Origin of the sequence: Psychrobacter sp. Ps1 (assembly GCF_022129425.1) — a bacterium.
In the GTDB taxonomy this organism is placed as follows: domain Bacteria; phylum Pseudomonadota; class Gammaproteobacteria; order Pseudomonadales; family Moraxellaceae; genus Psychrobacter.
Genome location: NZ_JADQAN010000002.1, coordinates 137,853 through 153,822 on the forward strand (window position 1 = coordinate 137,853; position 15,970 = coordinate 153,822).

At 43.0% G+C, this 15,970-nt stretch carries 12 protein-coding genes; 10 read left to right on the top strand and 2 right to left on the bottom strand.

Annotation, left to right across the window (positions count from 1 at the left end; all coding sequences use genetic code 11):
• Nucleotides 1-180 precede the first annotated feature (180 nt).
• From I3249_RS01570 to I3249_RS01605, 8 genes are all read left to right on the top strand, one after another.
• On the top strand, nt 181-990 hold the full coding sequence (locus I3249_RS01570) for a phosphatidate cytidylyltransferase (RefSeq protein WP_238068206.1): 810 nt from the start codon (nt 181-183) through the stop codon (nt 988-990).
• A 184-nt stretch (nt 991-1,174) separates the two neighbouring features.
• A complete protein-coding gene (ispC, locus tag I3249_RS01575; RefSeq protein WP_238068208.1) occupies nt 1,175-2,377 on the top strand; it encodes a 1-deoxy-D-xylulose-5-phosphate reductoisomerase in 1,203 nt (400 codons plus the stop codon).
• A 96-nt stretch (nt 2,378-2,473) separates the two neighbouring features.
• Nucleotides 2,474-3,850, top strand: coding sequence for an RIP metalloprotease RseP (gene rseP / locus I3249_RS01580; protein WP_238068211.1), 1,377 nt, complete (start codon nt 2,474-2,476; stop codon nt 3,848-3,850).
• Nucleotides 3,851-4,112: 262 nt separating this feature from the next.
• Nucleotides 4,113-6,512: an outer membrane protein assembly factor BamA gene (bamA, locus tag I3249_RS01585; protein WP_238068213.1), complete on the top strand. Its 2,400-nt coding sequence runs from the start codon at nt 4,113-4,115 to the stop codon at nt 6,510-6,512.
• A 146-nt stretch (nt 6,513-6,658) separates the two neighbouring features.
• Nucleotides 6,659-7,675: a UDP-3-O-(3-hydroxymyristoyl)glucosamine N-acyltransferase gene (lpxD, locus tag I3249_RS01590; protein WP_238068214.1), complete on the top strand. Its 1,017-nt coding sequence runs from the start codon at nt 6,659-6,661 to the stop codon at nt 7,673-7,675.
• A gap of 52 nt (nt 7,676-7,727) precedes the next feature.
• Nucleotides 7,728-8,264: a 3-hydroxyacyl-ACP dehydratase FabZ gene (gene fabZ / locus I3249_RS01595; RefSeq protein WP_238068215.1), complete on the top strand. Its 537-nt coding sequence runs from the start codon at nt 7,728-7,730 to the stop codon at nt 8,262-8,264.
• A 173-nt stretch (nt 8,265-8,437) separates the two neighbouring features.
• Complete coding sequence (lpxA, locus tag I3249_RS01600) at nt 8,438-9,217, top strand: acyl-ACP--UDP-N-acetylglucosamine O-acyltransferase (protein ID WP_201579408.1); 780 nt, start codon at nt 8,438-8,440, stop codon at nt 9,215-9,217.
• A gap of 300 nt (nt 9,218-9,517) precedes the next feature.
• On the top strand, nt 9,518-10,870 hold the full coding sequence (locus I3249_RS01605; RefSeq protein WP_238068216.1) for a sodium-dependent transporter: 1,353 nt from the start codon (nt 9,518-9,520) through the stop codon (nt 10,868-10,870).
• 140 nt (nt 10,871-11,010) lie between these two features.
• Here the strand turns inward: I3249_RS01605 and tgt are convergent, their stop codons facing one another.
• Nucleotides 11,011-12,162, bottom strand: a complete 1,152-nt coding sequence (gene tgt, locus I3249_RS01610; protein ID WP_238068218.1) for a tRNA guanosine(34) transglycosylase Tgt — start codon at nt 12,160-12,162, stop codon at nt 11,011-11,013.
• 418 nt (nt 12,163-12,580) lie between these two features.
• Here tgt and I3249_RS01615 point away from each other — a divergent pair, with 418 nt between their 5' ends.
• Entirely contained in the window at nt 12,581-13,174 is a 594-nt protein-coding gene (locus tag I3249_RS01615; RefSeq protein WP_238068220.1) for a heme-binding protein, read from the top strand.
• Nucleotides 13,175-13,238: 64 nt separating this feature from the next.
• Here I3249_RS01615 and asd read toward each other — a convergent pair whose 3' ends face one another.
• Complete coding sequence (gene asd, locus I3249_RS01620) at nt 13,239-14,372, bottom strand: aspartate-semialdehyde dehydrogenase (RefSeq protein ID WP_238068222.1); 1,134 nt, start codon at nt 14,370-14,372, stop codon at nt 13,239-13,241.
• A gap of 438 nt (nt 14,373-14,810) precedes the next feature.
• On the opposite strand from asd, the gene I3249_RS01625 reads away from it, so the two are divergent.
• Nucleotides 14,811-15,941 (top strand): endonuclease/exonuclease/phosphatase family protein, encoded by a 1,131-nt coding sequence (locus I3249_RS01625; protein ID WP_238068223.1) that lies wholly within the window; start codon nt 14,811-14,813, stop codon nt 15,939-15,941.
• The last annotated feature ends 29 nt before the right edge of the window (nt 15,942-15,970 follow it).

Sequence of the window (15,970 nt, forward strand, 5' to 3'; positions counted from 1 at the left end):
GTTCAGTCGGTTCAGTTCAGTTCAGTTCAGTTAGTATTGTATAACTGGTCAATAGGGTTGGTTTATGCAATGATAAATGGCTTGAATTAGTATTGAATGCTATCACTAGGCCATCGTTAGTTAGCTGCTATAATGCATTTTTTGAACATCTGTTCTTCATTATTATAAGGCTCGATAAGTATGTGGCAACGAATTAAAACGGCAATTGTTCTCGTTATTATCGTTGGTATTGCAATGTTTGCGAGCCAAACACCTATTTTATTTGCACCACTGTTGGCCATTGGGGTCATTATCGCCGCTCATGAGTGGGCTAAATTGATGCCTAAGTGGCGCCAACCTGCGGTATTTGTTCTATTGATTTTAGCGCTCACTATATTCTCACTGATGTTCAAGGTGACTTGGCTGTTTTGGTGGGTGGCGTCACTCGTTATATGGCTAATGGCGCTGTCTTGGGTTCGAGTCTTCCCAACACAAACAAGATGGTACGGCAACCAATTGGCAATGATGGGCGCGGTTATTTTGACGGCATCTATTACGGCAATGTTCTATCTCTGGCAACTGTCGGCATGGTGGCTGCTGTATGTGTTCTTATTAGTATGGTGTGCAGATAGCGGTGCGTATTTCGTTGGACGCAAGCTTGGTCGCCGAAAAATGGCACCCAATGTTTCGCCCAATAAGAGCATGGAAGGGTTGGCTGGTGGCCTCCTCACAGGGCTGTTAGTTGTGATAGCTATCAGCGTCTTTAAATTACAGCTGACCGGTATACCATTAATCGCATTTGTAGCGTTATCGGCCATCACTATTCTTGCCTCTGTACTTGGAGACTTATTCGAGTCGATGCTCAAACGTCGTGCTGATGTAAAAGATTCAGGCACTATCTTGCCAGGTCACGGTGGTATCCTTGATCGTATTGATTCGCTTCTGTCTGCAACACCGATATTTGCCCTTGGTTTTTGGGCGATACAGCAGCTTGGCTTGATAGTAGTGTAAGGTTTATAGCAGCACTGTTCTATTTGAGCCTGTTCTGTGGTACATCCACAATAATATTGATATAAGTGAGCCGAGCGTGAGTAATACATTGGTATGGCAAGCGAAGTTATCAGAGCAGTGGCTTTATAGTTAACAGACGATATTCTATTTTTATTATTTTTAAGTATCATGGGCATTGATAGTTATGACGCAACGCATCGCCGTACTAGGCGCGACAGGCTCGATTGGCGATAGCACCTTAGCAATATTAGCGGCGCAACCGCACACTTATGAAGTCTATGCTTTATCAGGCTATCATCGCTTAGATAAGCTATTTGCACTTTGTCAGCAGTTTTTGCCGAAACGCGTCAGTGTGCCGACGTCAGCCGTAGATGATTTTGCTAACAGGCTTAAATCTGCGGGAATTGCTAGTGATGTCGTAGGGGGCGAGGCAGGATTGGTAGATATTGCCACTGACTCACAGACTGATACGGTTGTAGCGGCGATTGTAGGGGCGGCAGGGTTGCCGTCTACATTGGCAGCAGCACGTGCAGGCAAACGTATTTTATTGGCCAACAAAGAAGCCTTAGTCATGGCAGGTAAGGTCATGATCGATGCGGTCAAGACGCACAAAGCTACTTTGCTGCCGCTCGATTCTGAACACAATGCTATTTTTCAATGCTTACCACTTGCTATTCAGCAAGATAATACGCAAATCCATCAGTCAAATCATGGTGTCCGTAAACTATGGTTAACAGCCTCTGGTGGGCCATTTTTGCAGCAGTCGTTCGAGCAGATGCAGCAGGCAAGCGTCGCAGAAGCGGTCAAACACCCCAATTGGTCAATGGGTCAAAAGATATCTGTTGATTCGGCGACAATGATGAATAAGGGGCTTGAGCTGATAGAAGCCTGTCACTTATTTGATTTGCCTGAAGATAAGATAAATGTGGTCATTCATCCACAAAGTATCATTCACTCAATGGTAGAATATAGCGATGGGAGTTTTTTGGCGCAGCTAGGTAGTCCAGACATGAAAACGCCCATTGCACACGCGCTTAGCTACCCTGATCGGATTGATAGTGGCTCGCAGCCGTTAGACTTATTTGCGCTTAGTGGTTTGGAGTTTATTGAGCCTGACTTGCAAAAATTTTCCTGTTTGCGTTTAGCTCGCCAAGCTATGCAAGCAGGGACGCAAGCCACGATTGTGCTCAATGCGGCAAATGAAATTGCAGTGGCGGCGTTCCTCGATGGGAAAATTCGTTTGACTGATATTGCTAATATTAACGAACAAGCCTTAAATGACATACAGCTGCCCCCATTAAACGAAACTGCTGACATAGAAGACATATTGGCAATCGATAAGATTGCACGCCATCTGACTGATAAGTTGGTAGCAAAGCTGACATAATCGTAGCAAGCGTCTCTTAGCTGATACGTGACATTGATAAACGATATTAGCGAAGATGTTGATGAAAATGCTGAGAGACAATACTGAGAAAAAATCATGACGTTTTTACTAACACTTCTTGCCGCTATATTTGTCTTAGGCCCGCTTATTGCCTTACACGAATGGGGGCATTATATTGTGGCGCGGCTTTGCGGTGTCAAAGTGCTAACGTACTCTATCGGCTTTGGTCCTAAAGTTTTTGGTTGGACTAGCAAAAAGAGCGGCATCGACTATCGTATCTCAGCATTGCCACTCGGCGGCTATGTAAAGATGCTGGATGAGCGTGAAGGTAATGTCGCAAAAGATGAGCAGCATCTTGCATTTAATCGGCAGCATCCGCTAAAGAAAATTGCTATCGTTGCAGCTGGTCCTATCATGAATTTTGTCATCGCTATCGCGCTATTTTGGGTACTATTTATGACCCCATCTGAGCAGTTGGCGACTAAGATTGGACAGGTACTACCAGATACGCCTGCTGCGATGGCAAAGCTGCCAGTCGGTGATAAGATTGTGGCGATTGATGGGCACGATGTGCAAACATGGGAAGGTATTAACTATCGACTTGCAGGACGTATGGGCGAGACGGATAATGTCAGCATTACCTTGCAGTCAGATGCCCAAACCGATCAGTCGACTAAAACCTATCAAGCCCCCGTCACGCAGTTTATGCAAGGTGAAGCTCAAGGCAAAGACGCATTGACCAGCTTTGGTATGTTGCCATGGCAGCCGCAGATTGCGCCGATTGTAGGCGGTTTGGCTCCCGATGGTGCCGCTAGCCGCCAAGGTCTAAAGGTTGGCGACCGTATTACTGCTATTGATGATACAGCAATCGAAGATTGGATTACTGCCACACGTATCATCCGTGATAATCCTGAAACGCTATTGAACTTTACGGTGTTGCGTGATGACAAGCCTGTACAGTTGCAAATTATGCCCCAAGGCAAAAAAGACAACTTGGGTAATGATTACGGACAGATTGGTGCAATGGTGGATCAGACTGAGATTGTTATTCCTGATGATTATAAGACCACCGTGGTCTATGGTCCTAGTGAGTCGTTAGTGAAGTCGTTTGAAAAGACTGAGCAGCTCGCAGTAATGACCGTAAGCTCGATGGGGAAAATGCTGTCAGGTATGATTGGTTTAGACAATCTATCAGGGCCAATTACCATTGCCAAAGTCGCCAAACAAAGCTTTGATATCAGTTGGCAAATGGTATTATCGACAGCGGCGCTGATTAGCTTGAGTCTTGCTGTATTAAACCTTTTGCCAATTCCGGTATTGGATGGTGGACATATTGTCTATCATTTTATCGAGCTGATCCGTGGTAAGCCATTATCTGAAGGTGTGCAAATGGTCGGTCTAAATATCGGTTTACTCTTGCTGGCAGGTTTCATGGTGTTAGCAATTGGTAATGACATCAGCCGGCTATTTTGATCGGCTGATAAGCAATATGGCTGATAAAGCACGATATACTAATGGTTTTACGCCTATTATAGGCTGATTATTGTTATGATAGGCATGCTACTCTGTGTCGCAGCCTCTGTACTAATCGTAATTTTTAGTTTATTTTGTGATGCAATTTATATAAAGTGTTCTGAGTTACCCTTGCATGGGTTTATAAACTTATGCGCACGGGTTAGACAATACGTGCCTTTTAACTTAACTTAAGCAATTTTTTTATTGACGGATAGTGTTTATGCGTACGCCTTTAATTATGAGCGCGGCTGGGTTGCCGTTAGTTGTAGCGATGATGAGTATGCCAGTACAGGCTGCAGAATTTGTAGTAACTGACATCGGTTTTAATGGCTTACAACGCCTAACCCCTGATAGCCTCTATCCGGTCTTACCTGTTACGGTAGGCGATACGGTGAATGATAGTAGCTTAGCTGCCAGTATTAAGGCGCTATATGCAACTGAGAACTTTGCTGATATTCAAAGCCGTGTCGAAGGTGGCAAGCTAAGGTTTGACGTCATTGAGCGTCCAACGATCGCTGAAGTAACCTTTGAAGGCAATAAGCTTATTCCAAAAGAAGGGCTTGAGCAGGGATTGAAGAATGCTGGACTGTCTGCTGGTGACGTGCTCAAGCAGTCTACTTTGCAAGGCGTGGCCAATGAGCTACAACAGCAATATATTAGCCAAGGTTACTACAATAGTAATATCGAAGTAGATCAAACGGTACTTGATGGTAACCGCGTGAAACTTGATGTGCGTTTTGTAGAAGGCAAGCCTGCAAAAGTTGTCGATATCAATATTATTGGTAACAAACACTTTAGTGATGAAGAGATTAAAGACGTTTTCGCGGTAAAAGAATCTTCATGGACACGTCTATTATCTAAATCTGATCGATACGCTCAAGAGAAACTGGCCGCAAGTCTAGAGAGTTTAAAGGCGCTGTACCAGAACGATGGTTATGTGCGTTTTTCAGTTGATAATGCCGTATTGAACATCAGCGAAGATAAAAGTAGTGTGTTTATCGAAGTCAGCCTAAGCGAAGGCGAACAATACCAGTTTGGCGAAGTGAACTTTTTAGGTAAACCTACTTTTGAGAACAGTGAGCTAAAAGAGCTGGTGAGCTTTGCATCTAACGAAAAATACTCGCAAGCAAAACTAGACGAAACCACTGCTTCTCTTAAAAGACGCTATGGTAACGAAGGCTATTATCTAGCTCAAATCAGACCAGTACCACGTATCAATGACGATACGAAAATGGTCGATGTTGATTACTATATTGACCCTGCTCGTCCTATCTACGTTCGTCGTATCAACTTTACGGGTAATATCAAAACGCAAGACGAAGTATTACGTCGTGAAATGCGTCAGTTAGAAGGTACACTTTCTTCTAATGACAAAATTCAACTGTCACGCACGCGTTTGATGCGTACTGGTTTCTTTAAAAATGTCACTGTCGACGTTAAGCCCGTACCTAATCAGCCAGATCAAGTTGATGTAAACTATGTGGTTGAAGAGCAGCCTTCTGGTAGCTCAACAATTGCAGCTGGTTACTCACAAAGTGGTGGTGTGACTTTCCAGTTGGATCTGACCCAAAACAACTTCATGGGTACCGGTAACCGTGTTAAGGCTGCGCTTTCTCGTTCAGAAACACGCGACTCTTATAGCCTAGGTTATACCGATCCGTACTTTACAGAAAACGGCGTTTCTCAAGGCATCAGCGGTTATTATCGCAAAACCAAATATGATGACGACAACGTTAGTAACTATGTGACCGATTCATATGGTGCGACGCTGAACTATAGTTATCCTATTGATGAAACCAAACGCCTGAGTGCTGGTTTAAATGTAGACAACACAAAGGTTCGTGGTGGTCGTTATCTAGGTATATCTAATGTTCAAGAGATTCTAGATGATGGTGGCACACAAACATTTGACGATGATACTGATGGCGTTTCAACATTTAAAAACGACTATCAAACCTATAACTTGTTACTTGGCTGGGACTACAGCACGTTAGATCGCCCAGTATTCCCTACCAAAGGGATGAGCCATGCAATTGATGCAACCATTGGTCTTGGCGATGCCAACTACCAAAAGCTAACGTATAGCGGCAATATATATTACCCTATTTATAAAGACGTGATCGCGCGTGGTTATACTAAGCTTGGTTATGGTAATGATTTACCGTTCTATGAAAACTTCTATGCTGGTGGTTATGGCTCAGTACGTGGCTATGAATCATCTACTCTAGGACCTAAATCACAAGTCTATTATGATGCGGTCAATGATCCAGACAACCAAACCTTTACCGCAGAAGAGGTTGGTGGTAATGCACTAGCAACGTTTGGTGCTGAACTAATTTTACCAATGCCGTTTAAAGGCGATTGGGCAGATCAGGTACGTCCAGTATTGTTTGCTGAAGGTGGTCAGGTCTTTGACACGTCTGATAAAGAAGATCGCACTTTTAATGACTCAGATGTTCCATTGCTGACTCAAGATAATGACTTCCGTTACAGTGCTGGTGCCGGTATCACTTGGTATACGCCAATTGGTCCAATCTCACTTAGCTACGCGGTACCATTTGGTGACAAAGAAGGCGATGAGACTGAAAAAGTCCAGTTCCAGATTGGTAATACATTCTAAATTAATGACATCATTCTCATCTATTTGAGTAGTTTTAGAGATTGTCTCAAATAGACGGAAATATCATTAGAGCTTAGTAGGTCGTCAAAACGCATTGTTATTTTGGCGACCGTTTCATTTATAACCATATTTTATTAATAGTCATTATGATAACGATTGAGCAACTCATTACTCGAATTGAGCAGCGTCAGCCTATTATTAATAAGGCTGAGATTGATACTGAGCAATTGTGTCAACCATTCAGTAGCGTCGGTAGTTTGACGACAGCCAGTCAGCAGCAGTTAAGCTTTTTGGCAGATCCTCACTATATCTCTAGCTTGGCTAGCAGTGACGCAGGTGCGGTATTGGTAACGGAAGCATATCGTGATCAAGTGCCTACCTCAGCGATAGCGCTAGTCGTCTCAAATCCATATCTGGCTTATGCCAGTGCCAGTCAGCTGTTTGCACGTCATTCTTTATCTAATGGGATTCATCCTAGTGCTGTGATTGCAGACAGTGCTGTTATTGGCGAGCAAGTCAATATCGGCCCTTTTTGTGTGATTAGTGACAATGTGCAAATAGGAGCGCGTAGCTCACTCGATGCTCATGTCGTGGTTGAGGCCAATACTAGTATCGGTACCGATTGTGTCATTAAGTCGCAAGTTGTTGTCGGGCCTGAGTGTGTCATTGGCAATCACGTTAGATTGCATGCAGGGGTCAGTATCGGATCTGAAGGGTTCGGGTTCGCTCCTACTAAAGATCCTAGTAACACAGGTTGGGAGCGCATTGCCCAGTTAGGCCGTGTCATTATTGGTGATTATGTACGAGTTGGTAGCCAGACGTGTATCGATCGTGGCGCTATTGATGATACTGTTATTGGTAATCACGTGATTATTGATAATTTGGTACAAGTTGCCCATAACGTCCGTATTGGTGATGGTACTGCTATTGCTGCTCAAACTGGCATTGCGGGTAGTACTACGATAGGGAAGCGCTGTATAATAGGCGGCGCTGTCGGTATCACAGGGCATATCGAGATTACAGACGATGTTGTTTTGTCCGGCATGACCATGGTCACCAAATCCATTAAAACCGCTGGCTCATATTCATCTGGTACGGCTGCAATGCCGACTGCTAATTGGCGACGTGCGGCTGTACGTTTTCGTCAGCTGGGCAGTAACTAATGCAAACACAAACAAATGATAGATATTCAAAACACAGCAAGGAAGCGTCATTATGAGCAATAACAATATAGATATCCCAACTGATGAAGACGTTAAAAGCTTGGCTGAGCAAGGTCTTACGCTACCATTGACGTATCATACGATTAAGCATTACTTACCGCATCGTTATCCTTTTATGCTGGTAGATCGTATTGTAGCTTGTACGCCAGGTGAGTGTATTACTGGTATCAAAAACGTGACTATTAATGAAGAGTTTTTTAACGGTCACTTTCCTGATGAGCCAATTATGCCAGGGGTATTGATGGTAGAGTCGATGGCCCAGGTATCAGGAGTGCTTGGTTTTATCAGTGCAGGACTGACAGCAGAAGACGGTTACCTCTATCTATTTGCAGGTGTGGATAAAGTCCGTTTTAAACGCCGTGTGATTCCTGGTGATCAGCTTATCATTCGCGCAAAAACTGTGATGCAAAGACATGGTATCTATAAGTTTGATTGTACTGTCCATGTCGAAGATGAATTGGCGGCTAGTGCGCAAATTATGATTGCACGTCAAGAGCAGCAAAAACCTGCTAACGTGAAGGGTGCTTGAGTTTTTAATAAGCCATACTGTACAAAGAGCAATATTGAAACCGCTCACTACCACTGCAATAAATAGCTATATGTAAATTCAACAACATAACTGGTATTAGCTTCGTTAGTAACACTGAAATAGCGATACTTTTTTATTATTTACTCGCATCAAATGATACAAGGGCCCATCTTATGAGTCAGATTCATCCTACAGCACTCATCTCACCGTCCGCGCAGATTGACGAGACTGCTATTATCGGGCCCTATTGTATCGTTGGTGATGAAGTATCAATTGGTGCGCATACGGTTTTGCATAGACATGTCGTTGTGACTAAACTGACTCGTATTGGCCAACACAATGAGTTTTATCAGTTTGCAAGTATCGGTGAAGATCCTCAAGATTTGAAATATGCAGGTGAGCGCACTTGGCTTGAAATCGGCGATCATAATACGATTCGTGAAGCCTGTAGCTTACATCGCGGTACAGCGCAAGATGGCGAGCTGACTAAAATCGGCAGTCATAATTTACTGATGGTAAACACCCATGTCGCACATGATTGTGTCATTGGCGATCATAACGTACTGGCTAACAATGTCGGTGTGGCAGGGCATGTGACTATCGGCGACCATACCATCATCGGTGGTAACTCAGGCATACATCAGTTTTGTACAGTAGATGATTATAGCTTGATTGGCGGAGCCAGCCTTATTTTAAAAGATGTGGCGGCTTTTACGATGGTATCTGGCAATCCAGCAAAGGCTCATGGACTCAATATCGAGGGTATGCGCCGTAAAGGTTGGTCAAAAGAAACGATTAATGTCTTACGTCAAGCGTATCGTACGATTTTCAGATCAGGTTTGACCACTGCACAAGCGTTGGAAGTCTTACATAATGAGCTATTGGCTAAAGAGCCAAAAATTCAGCTACTTATTGATTCTTTGCAAAATAGCAGCCGCGGTGTTGTCCGCTAAAAAAAACAACTCGATTAATGATGAGTTAAATACTTTTAATAAGCTAAATTCTTATAGAATGAAGGCGAATTAGATGAAAGCCATAACTATTTGTTATGGCTTTTTATATTTATGAGCACTTGACTTTTTTGGTCGCTTAGCAGAAACTGAGCGTTTACGATATTGTAATCAATTCTTTCTTAATGTTGCTGGGCGTTTCACATTGAAGCGTTTACTAAATAGTTCAACGGTAAGGCCGACTATTTATGTTGATCAAGGAAGATTATCAGTAACGTTAATTGAAGCACGAGGACGGAAAAAATGGCTATCAATAAACAAGAACATGCCCAATGGAGCTCAAGCTTTGGCTTCGTATTGGCAGCAGTAGGCTCAGCAGTTGGTTTAGGAAACATATGGAAATTTCCATACATGGTTGGCGAAAGCGGTGGTTCAGCTTTCGTTATTGCTTATTTGTTCTGTATCGCGCTGGTCGGTTTTCCAATATTAGTTGCTGAATGGTTAATTGGTCGACGTGGTCAAAAAAACCCAGTCAATACTTTTTCAGACGTAGCAGCGAATGAAGGTAAGTCACGTAGTTGGGGTATTATTGGTGCTACTGGTATCTTAGGCGGCTTCTTAATTCTATCGTTCTATAGTGTGATCGGTGGTTGGGCGCTTAATTATATCACTAAAGTTGCAACAGGTAGCTTTGCTGGTCAAGACAGTGATTCTGTTGCTGCAACCTTTGATGCTATGCTTGCATCAGCTGGTACATTGACGATCTGGCATACGGTATTTATGATTTTAACCGCTGTCATCGTTGGTATTGGTGTGACAAGTGGTATCGAAAAAACAGCTAAGATTTTAATGCCATTATTGGGTGTAATTCTGTTCGTTATCGTCGGTTATAACGTGATGAACGGTGGATTTGGTGAAGCAGTTGCTTACCTATTTACACCAGATCTTAGCAAACTAACGGCTGATGTTATGCTTGCAGCATTAGGTCATGCATTCTTCACCCTATCAATTGGTATGGGTATCATGGTTGCTTATGGTTCGTATTTGGGCCGTGAAGTAAACTTGCTAAAAACAGCACGTACCGTTGTTATTTTAGATACGGTTATTGCGTTGGCTGCTGGTCTTGCCATCTTCCCAATCATCTTTAGCAATGGTCTAGATCCTGCATCAGGTCCTGGTCTTATCTTTGTAAGTTTACCAATTGCTTTCGGTAGCATGGGTGCGGGCACTATCATTGGCGCATTGTTCTTCTTGCTTATTACCTTTGCAGCTATCACCTCATCTATCTCGTTACTTGAGCCAACCGTTGAGTTATTAGAAGAGCGTACGTCGATGAGTCGTACTGTATCGACTATCGTGGCAAGTACAGTAATCTGGTTGTTAGGTATTGCAGCACTGCTATCGTTCAACCTATGGTCTGAATTTACTATCATGGGTAATGGTATCTTTGATGCATTAGATAAGCTTACTAGTAAGTTCCTATTGCCTCTAACAGGTCTGGCTGCAATTGTATTTGTTGGTTGGAAAATGGATCAACGTAACATTCAGCAAGAGCTTGGTTTATCTAATGGTACATGGCAGCTGTGGCAAATCGTTGCAAAATTCATCGCGCCAATCGCTGTTATTGTAGTATTTGTGACGTCATTGATGGGATAGTAGTCAAAATAGACTCTATTTGAATCATTAGGTGATAATCATTAAATGATAAAAGCAGCACAAAAAAAGGGCTTAAGATTATTCTTAAGCCCTTTTTTATTTCAACAGATTCGTTACACAGTCGTGAATGTTAAACAGGATTAACGCAAGTTTAACTCAGGAACTGTTTGACCGCGTTTGGCATAAAACTCGTTTACAAACTCATCAAATTTATCTTGCTCGATAGCATCTCTAATACCTTGCATCAAACGTTGGTAATAGCGTAAATTATGAATGGTCGCTAACTGAGCACCTAGCATCTCTTTACACTTATTAAGATGGTACAGATAAGCACGGCTAAAGTTTTGGCAAGTATAGCAGTCACATTCAGGATCTAAGGGGCCTTTATCGTTGCGATATTGGCTATTACGAATACGTACCACACCAGCATTGTCTGCATCGCCCGTCACAAAGTAATGGCCATTACGCGCGTTACGCGTTGGCATCACACAGTCGAACATATCCACACCGCGGCGTACACCTTCAACTAAATCCTCAGGCTTACCAACACCCATAAGATAGCGCGGCTTATCTGCTGGCATATCGTCAGGCAGGTAGTCTAGGACGTCTATCATCTCTTCTTTAGGCTCGCCAACTGATAGACCGCCAATAGCATAACCATCAAAGCCAATCTCTAACAGGCCTTCAAGTGATTGCTGACGCAAATCAGGGTACATACTGCCTTGCACGATACCGAATAATGCGTTGGTACTGCCCAGTCTGTCGTGCTCATCGATACAGCGCTGTCCCCAACGTAATGATAGCTCTAACGACTTTTTCGCTTCGTCATGAGTGGCTGGATAAGGCGTACACTCATCGAACTGCATGACGATGTCTGAGTTCAAGCTGTACTGAATCTGCATAGATTTTTCAGGTGAGAGAAATACTTTTGCACCATCGATAGGAGATTTAAAATTGACGCCTTCTTCGGTAATTTTACGCATTGCGCCGAGGCTAAATACTTGGAAACCGCCCGAATCGGTCAAGATAGGCTTGTCCCAATGCATAAACTTATGCAAGCCACCAAATTTATCAATGACTTCGGTACCTGGACGTAACCATAGATGAAAGGTATTGCCTAGAATAATATCAGCACCGATGGCTTCGATATCACGTGGCAGCATGCCTTTGACCGTACCATAAGTACCAACAGGCATAAAAGCAGGCGTTTGCACGTCGCCATGATTGAGATGAACCGTACCACGGCGTGCACGCGTTGCACCGCTGGCCGTTTTATGTAAGACAAATTGCATATGATAACCGCTATTTAAGCTATGAAAATGGCGCTAATTATAGCATTGTTAGCGGTTTTTTTGGACATATAGTCAGAGAATCACTGAACTACTATGGCATTACTTTCCCTAAATATACTACTTGTACGATTTTCAATCGGCAACCTTGTATCCGTTTTAGCATTCTTTGACTATAGTTATTAGGTGTCATCGATATACGCGCAATATACACTTTGGTCAATACCGCTTTACCATAACTAAAAAATACAGACAGCACGCCAAAAGACACAGACAGTGCTAGAGGTCTATTGATACAGTAGAAGTTATACAGGTGAGGTGATAATCATTACCACATCATGCTTTTAGATGCTGGAGACATAATATGAAAAAGACAGCTTATTTATTATTGAGTGGTTCATTATTGATATCAGGAGGGGCTATGGCTACCGAAGAGCCGAAATATACGGTGTTGACCCAAGTAGATGACTTTGAGCTGCGTCGTTATGATGAGCAGCTAGTGGCGCAAACGTGGGTGAGTGGTGACCAAGACTCAGCAAGTCGTGAAGGATTTAAGGTTTTAGCGGACTATATTTTTGGTAATAACACAGCACCAAGTGGAGACAGTAGTAAAATTAGTATGACGGCACCTGTCACGATGCAAGCTGATAACAAAGAAAGTGATAATGAGTCACAAAAAATTGCCATGACAGCACCAGTCAGTATGCAACAAGACGATGGTAAGTGGCGCGTACAATTTACGATGCCTAGTAAATATACGATGCAAACACTGCCAAAGCCAAACAATCCAAACGTTGAGATTATCGAGGTGCCTGCACAGACGTACGGTGTGATTAAGTTCTCTTGGCTCGCAGGAGAAGACAAAGTAGCGGAAAAAACCGAAGCGCTGCAAACATGGATGCAAGACCAGAATTTGACGCCTATAGGCGAGCCTGAATTGGCCCGTTATAACCCACCTTGGACGCTACCATTTTTACGTCGTAATGAGGTGATGATTGCTTATCGATCTAACTAGTAATCAGCCCATAAAAAAAGACAGCAATCGCTGTCTTTTTTGTGCTTTATTTAAGGTATCTGAGTTAGACGTTTTGCTCACGGATGATATTAAGCATGCGACGTAATGGTTCTGCTGCGCCCCATAACAACTGATCACCAACGGTAAATGCGCCTAGATACTCAGGGCCCATATTAAGCTTACGTAAGCGACCTAGCGCAACGGTTAGGGTGCCAGTCACTGCTACTGGCGTTAGGCGATTCATAGTAGCTTCTTTGTCATCTTCGACTAAGTCCAACCACTCGTTGCCACTGTTTTTGAGTGCAGCTTCGATTTCTTCTAGTGGAATGTCTTTTTTCAGCTTGATCGTTAAACCTTGCGCATGACAACGCATAGCGCCGACGCGTACACACATACCGTCGATAGGAATCGTACTGGTATCATCGTTACCCAAGATCTTATTGGTCTCGACGCCGCCTTTCCATTCCTCTTTTGACTGTTTGTTTTCTAGCTGCGCATCGATATAAGGAATCAAGCTACCTGCCAATGGTACACCGAAGTATTGTGTAGGGAAGTCTGCTGAGCGCTGAGTCTGAGCGATTTTTTTATCAATCTCAAGAATAGCGCTAGCAGGGTCAGCCAATTCGTCTTGAACGGCATCACGTAACACACCCATACCGTTGATGAGCTCGCGCATGTTGTTTGCGCCAGAGCCACTAGCAGCTTGATACGTCATCGCGCTGACCCATTCGACCCAACCTTTATTAAACAGCTCACCGATAGCCATCAACATCAATGATACGGTACAGTTACCACCGATAAAGTCTTTTTTGCCGTTGGCTAGGGCACTATCAATGACATTACGGTTGACTGGATCAAGAATGATGATGCTGTCATCTTTCATTCGCAGCGTACTTGCCGCATCAACCCAATAGCCGTTCCAACCACTATCACGCAGTGGTTGATGGACCTTTGACGTATAGTCACCACCTTGGCAAGTAATAACGACATCACAAGCAGCAAGTGCTTCAATATCATGAGCGTCTTTTAGTTGGCCGGTTTCAATACCATCGAATTTTGGTGCATCACCACCAGCATTACTGGTTGAAAAAAACACGGGTTTGATCCCGTTAAAGTCATTTTCTTCCTGCATACGTTGTATCAATACTGACCCTACCATACCGCGCCAGCCTACCAAACCTACTGTTAAATCACTCATGAAGTTCAATCCTATTTACAATTATTTGTTGCATCGTCAACCGATAACAATGCCGTGAATGGCGCGAAAAAGCAAGGCGTTTTGGCTATTATTTGGTCGTTTTCTATACACTATTAACTATGTCGACTATAACTTTAAGTTATTACTATTGAAGAGATACTTGGCTATCTTGCGACCTCAAAAATATAATGTTAATAAAGCACTCATTATATTGAATGAGCCAATATTGTAACGTTTTATGATAGTTGTCGCATAATTGAGACTCACCAGTAGGCGAGAATCTTCTGAAATGCTAAAGTAAGTCTCAAACACAATTACTCGACGTTAGTTATTTGATGTCAGGCGGGTTACAAACACAATATTTCTTATCAAACAAAAGCTTAACCAATATACATCATCGGCTTTATCAACATTTCAATCAACGGTTAGTACCTACTTATGGATCTCTCACTATTATATTACGCCTTACAAGGTCTAGCAGGATTCATCGCCTTTGTCACAATCTGGGGCTGGTTGCCACTGGATAACTGGTGGGTGCGCGGTGTTGAGTTTCCACGCATCCAAATCATGGTGCTTGGTATTATCGCTTGGGTCGGCATGATAGTGTTTTTCTCAGAGTGGGAATTAGGGCAGTGGATATTGTTTGTTGTGTTGAGCGGTACGTTAGCATTCCAGCTAAGAATGGTACTGCCATATACTAAGCTATGGAAAAAAGAAGTTCAAAAGGCAAAAGATAAGCCAGAAGGACAAGCGCATCAAATAAAAATCATGGTATCAAACGTATTGACGCCCAATGATGAAACGCAAAAGCTGGTTGATTTGGTTAAGCAAAAGCAGCCTGATATCTTAATTACATTAGAGAGTGATAAGAAATGGGAGCAAGCCTTACAGCAAGTTGAGTCTGACTATCCCTATACCGTAAAAGTGCCACTAGATAATCTATATGGTATGCACTTGTATTCTAAGCTTGAGCTGATTGATCCTGAAGTTAAGTATTTAATGATAGATGATATACCTTCTATTCATACACAATTGCGTTTGCAAGGTGGCCGCGTCGTTTGGTTATATTGCTTGCATCCCATGCCGCCTAGCCCAACTGAAGCTGATAAGTCCACCACGCGTGATGCTGAGCTGCTTATGGTAGGTAAACATATAAAAGAAAATGACCAAACGGCGATACTGGCAGGTGATCTCAATGATGTCGCATGGTCAAAAACTACGCGCCGTTTCCAACGTATCTCTGGCCTGCTAGATCCTCGCATTGGTCGACATTTTATTAATACCTTTCATGTTAAATATCCATTTCTGCGTTGGGCTTTAGATCATATCTTTCATAGTGCCTGCTTTACAGTAGTTGATATTCAGCGTATGCCATCCGTAGGATCTGATCACTTTCCTGTGATGACTACCTTGCAATATGAGCCTGAAGAGGCAAGCAAGCAAGAAGGCAATGCGCCTAAGGCACAAGCAGAAGATATCCAAGAAACTGACAACAAAATCGAAGAAGGCAAAAAAGAAGGCGAAAAAGTGTCAGAAGAGCACAGACAAGAGCAGCGCAGTTTTGGTTAATAAAAGAGGCTGTTTATTAACGGTAATGC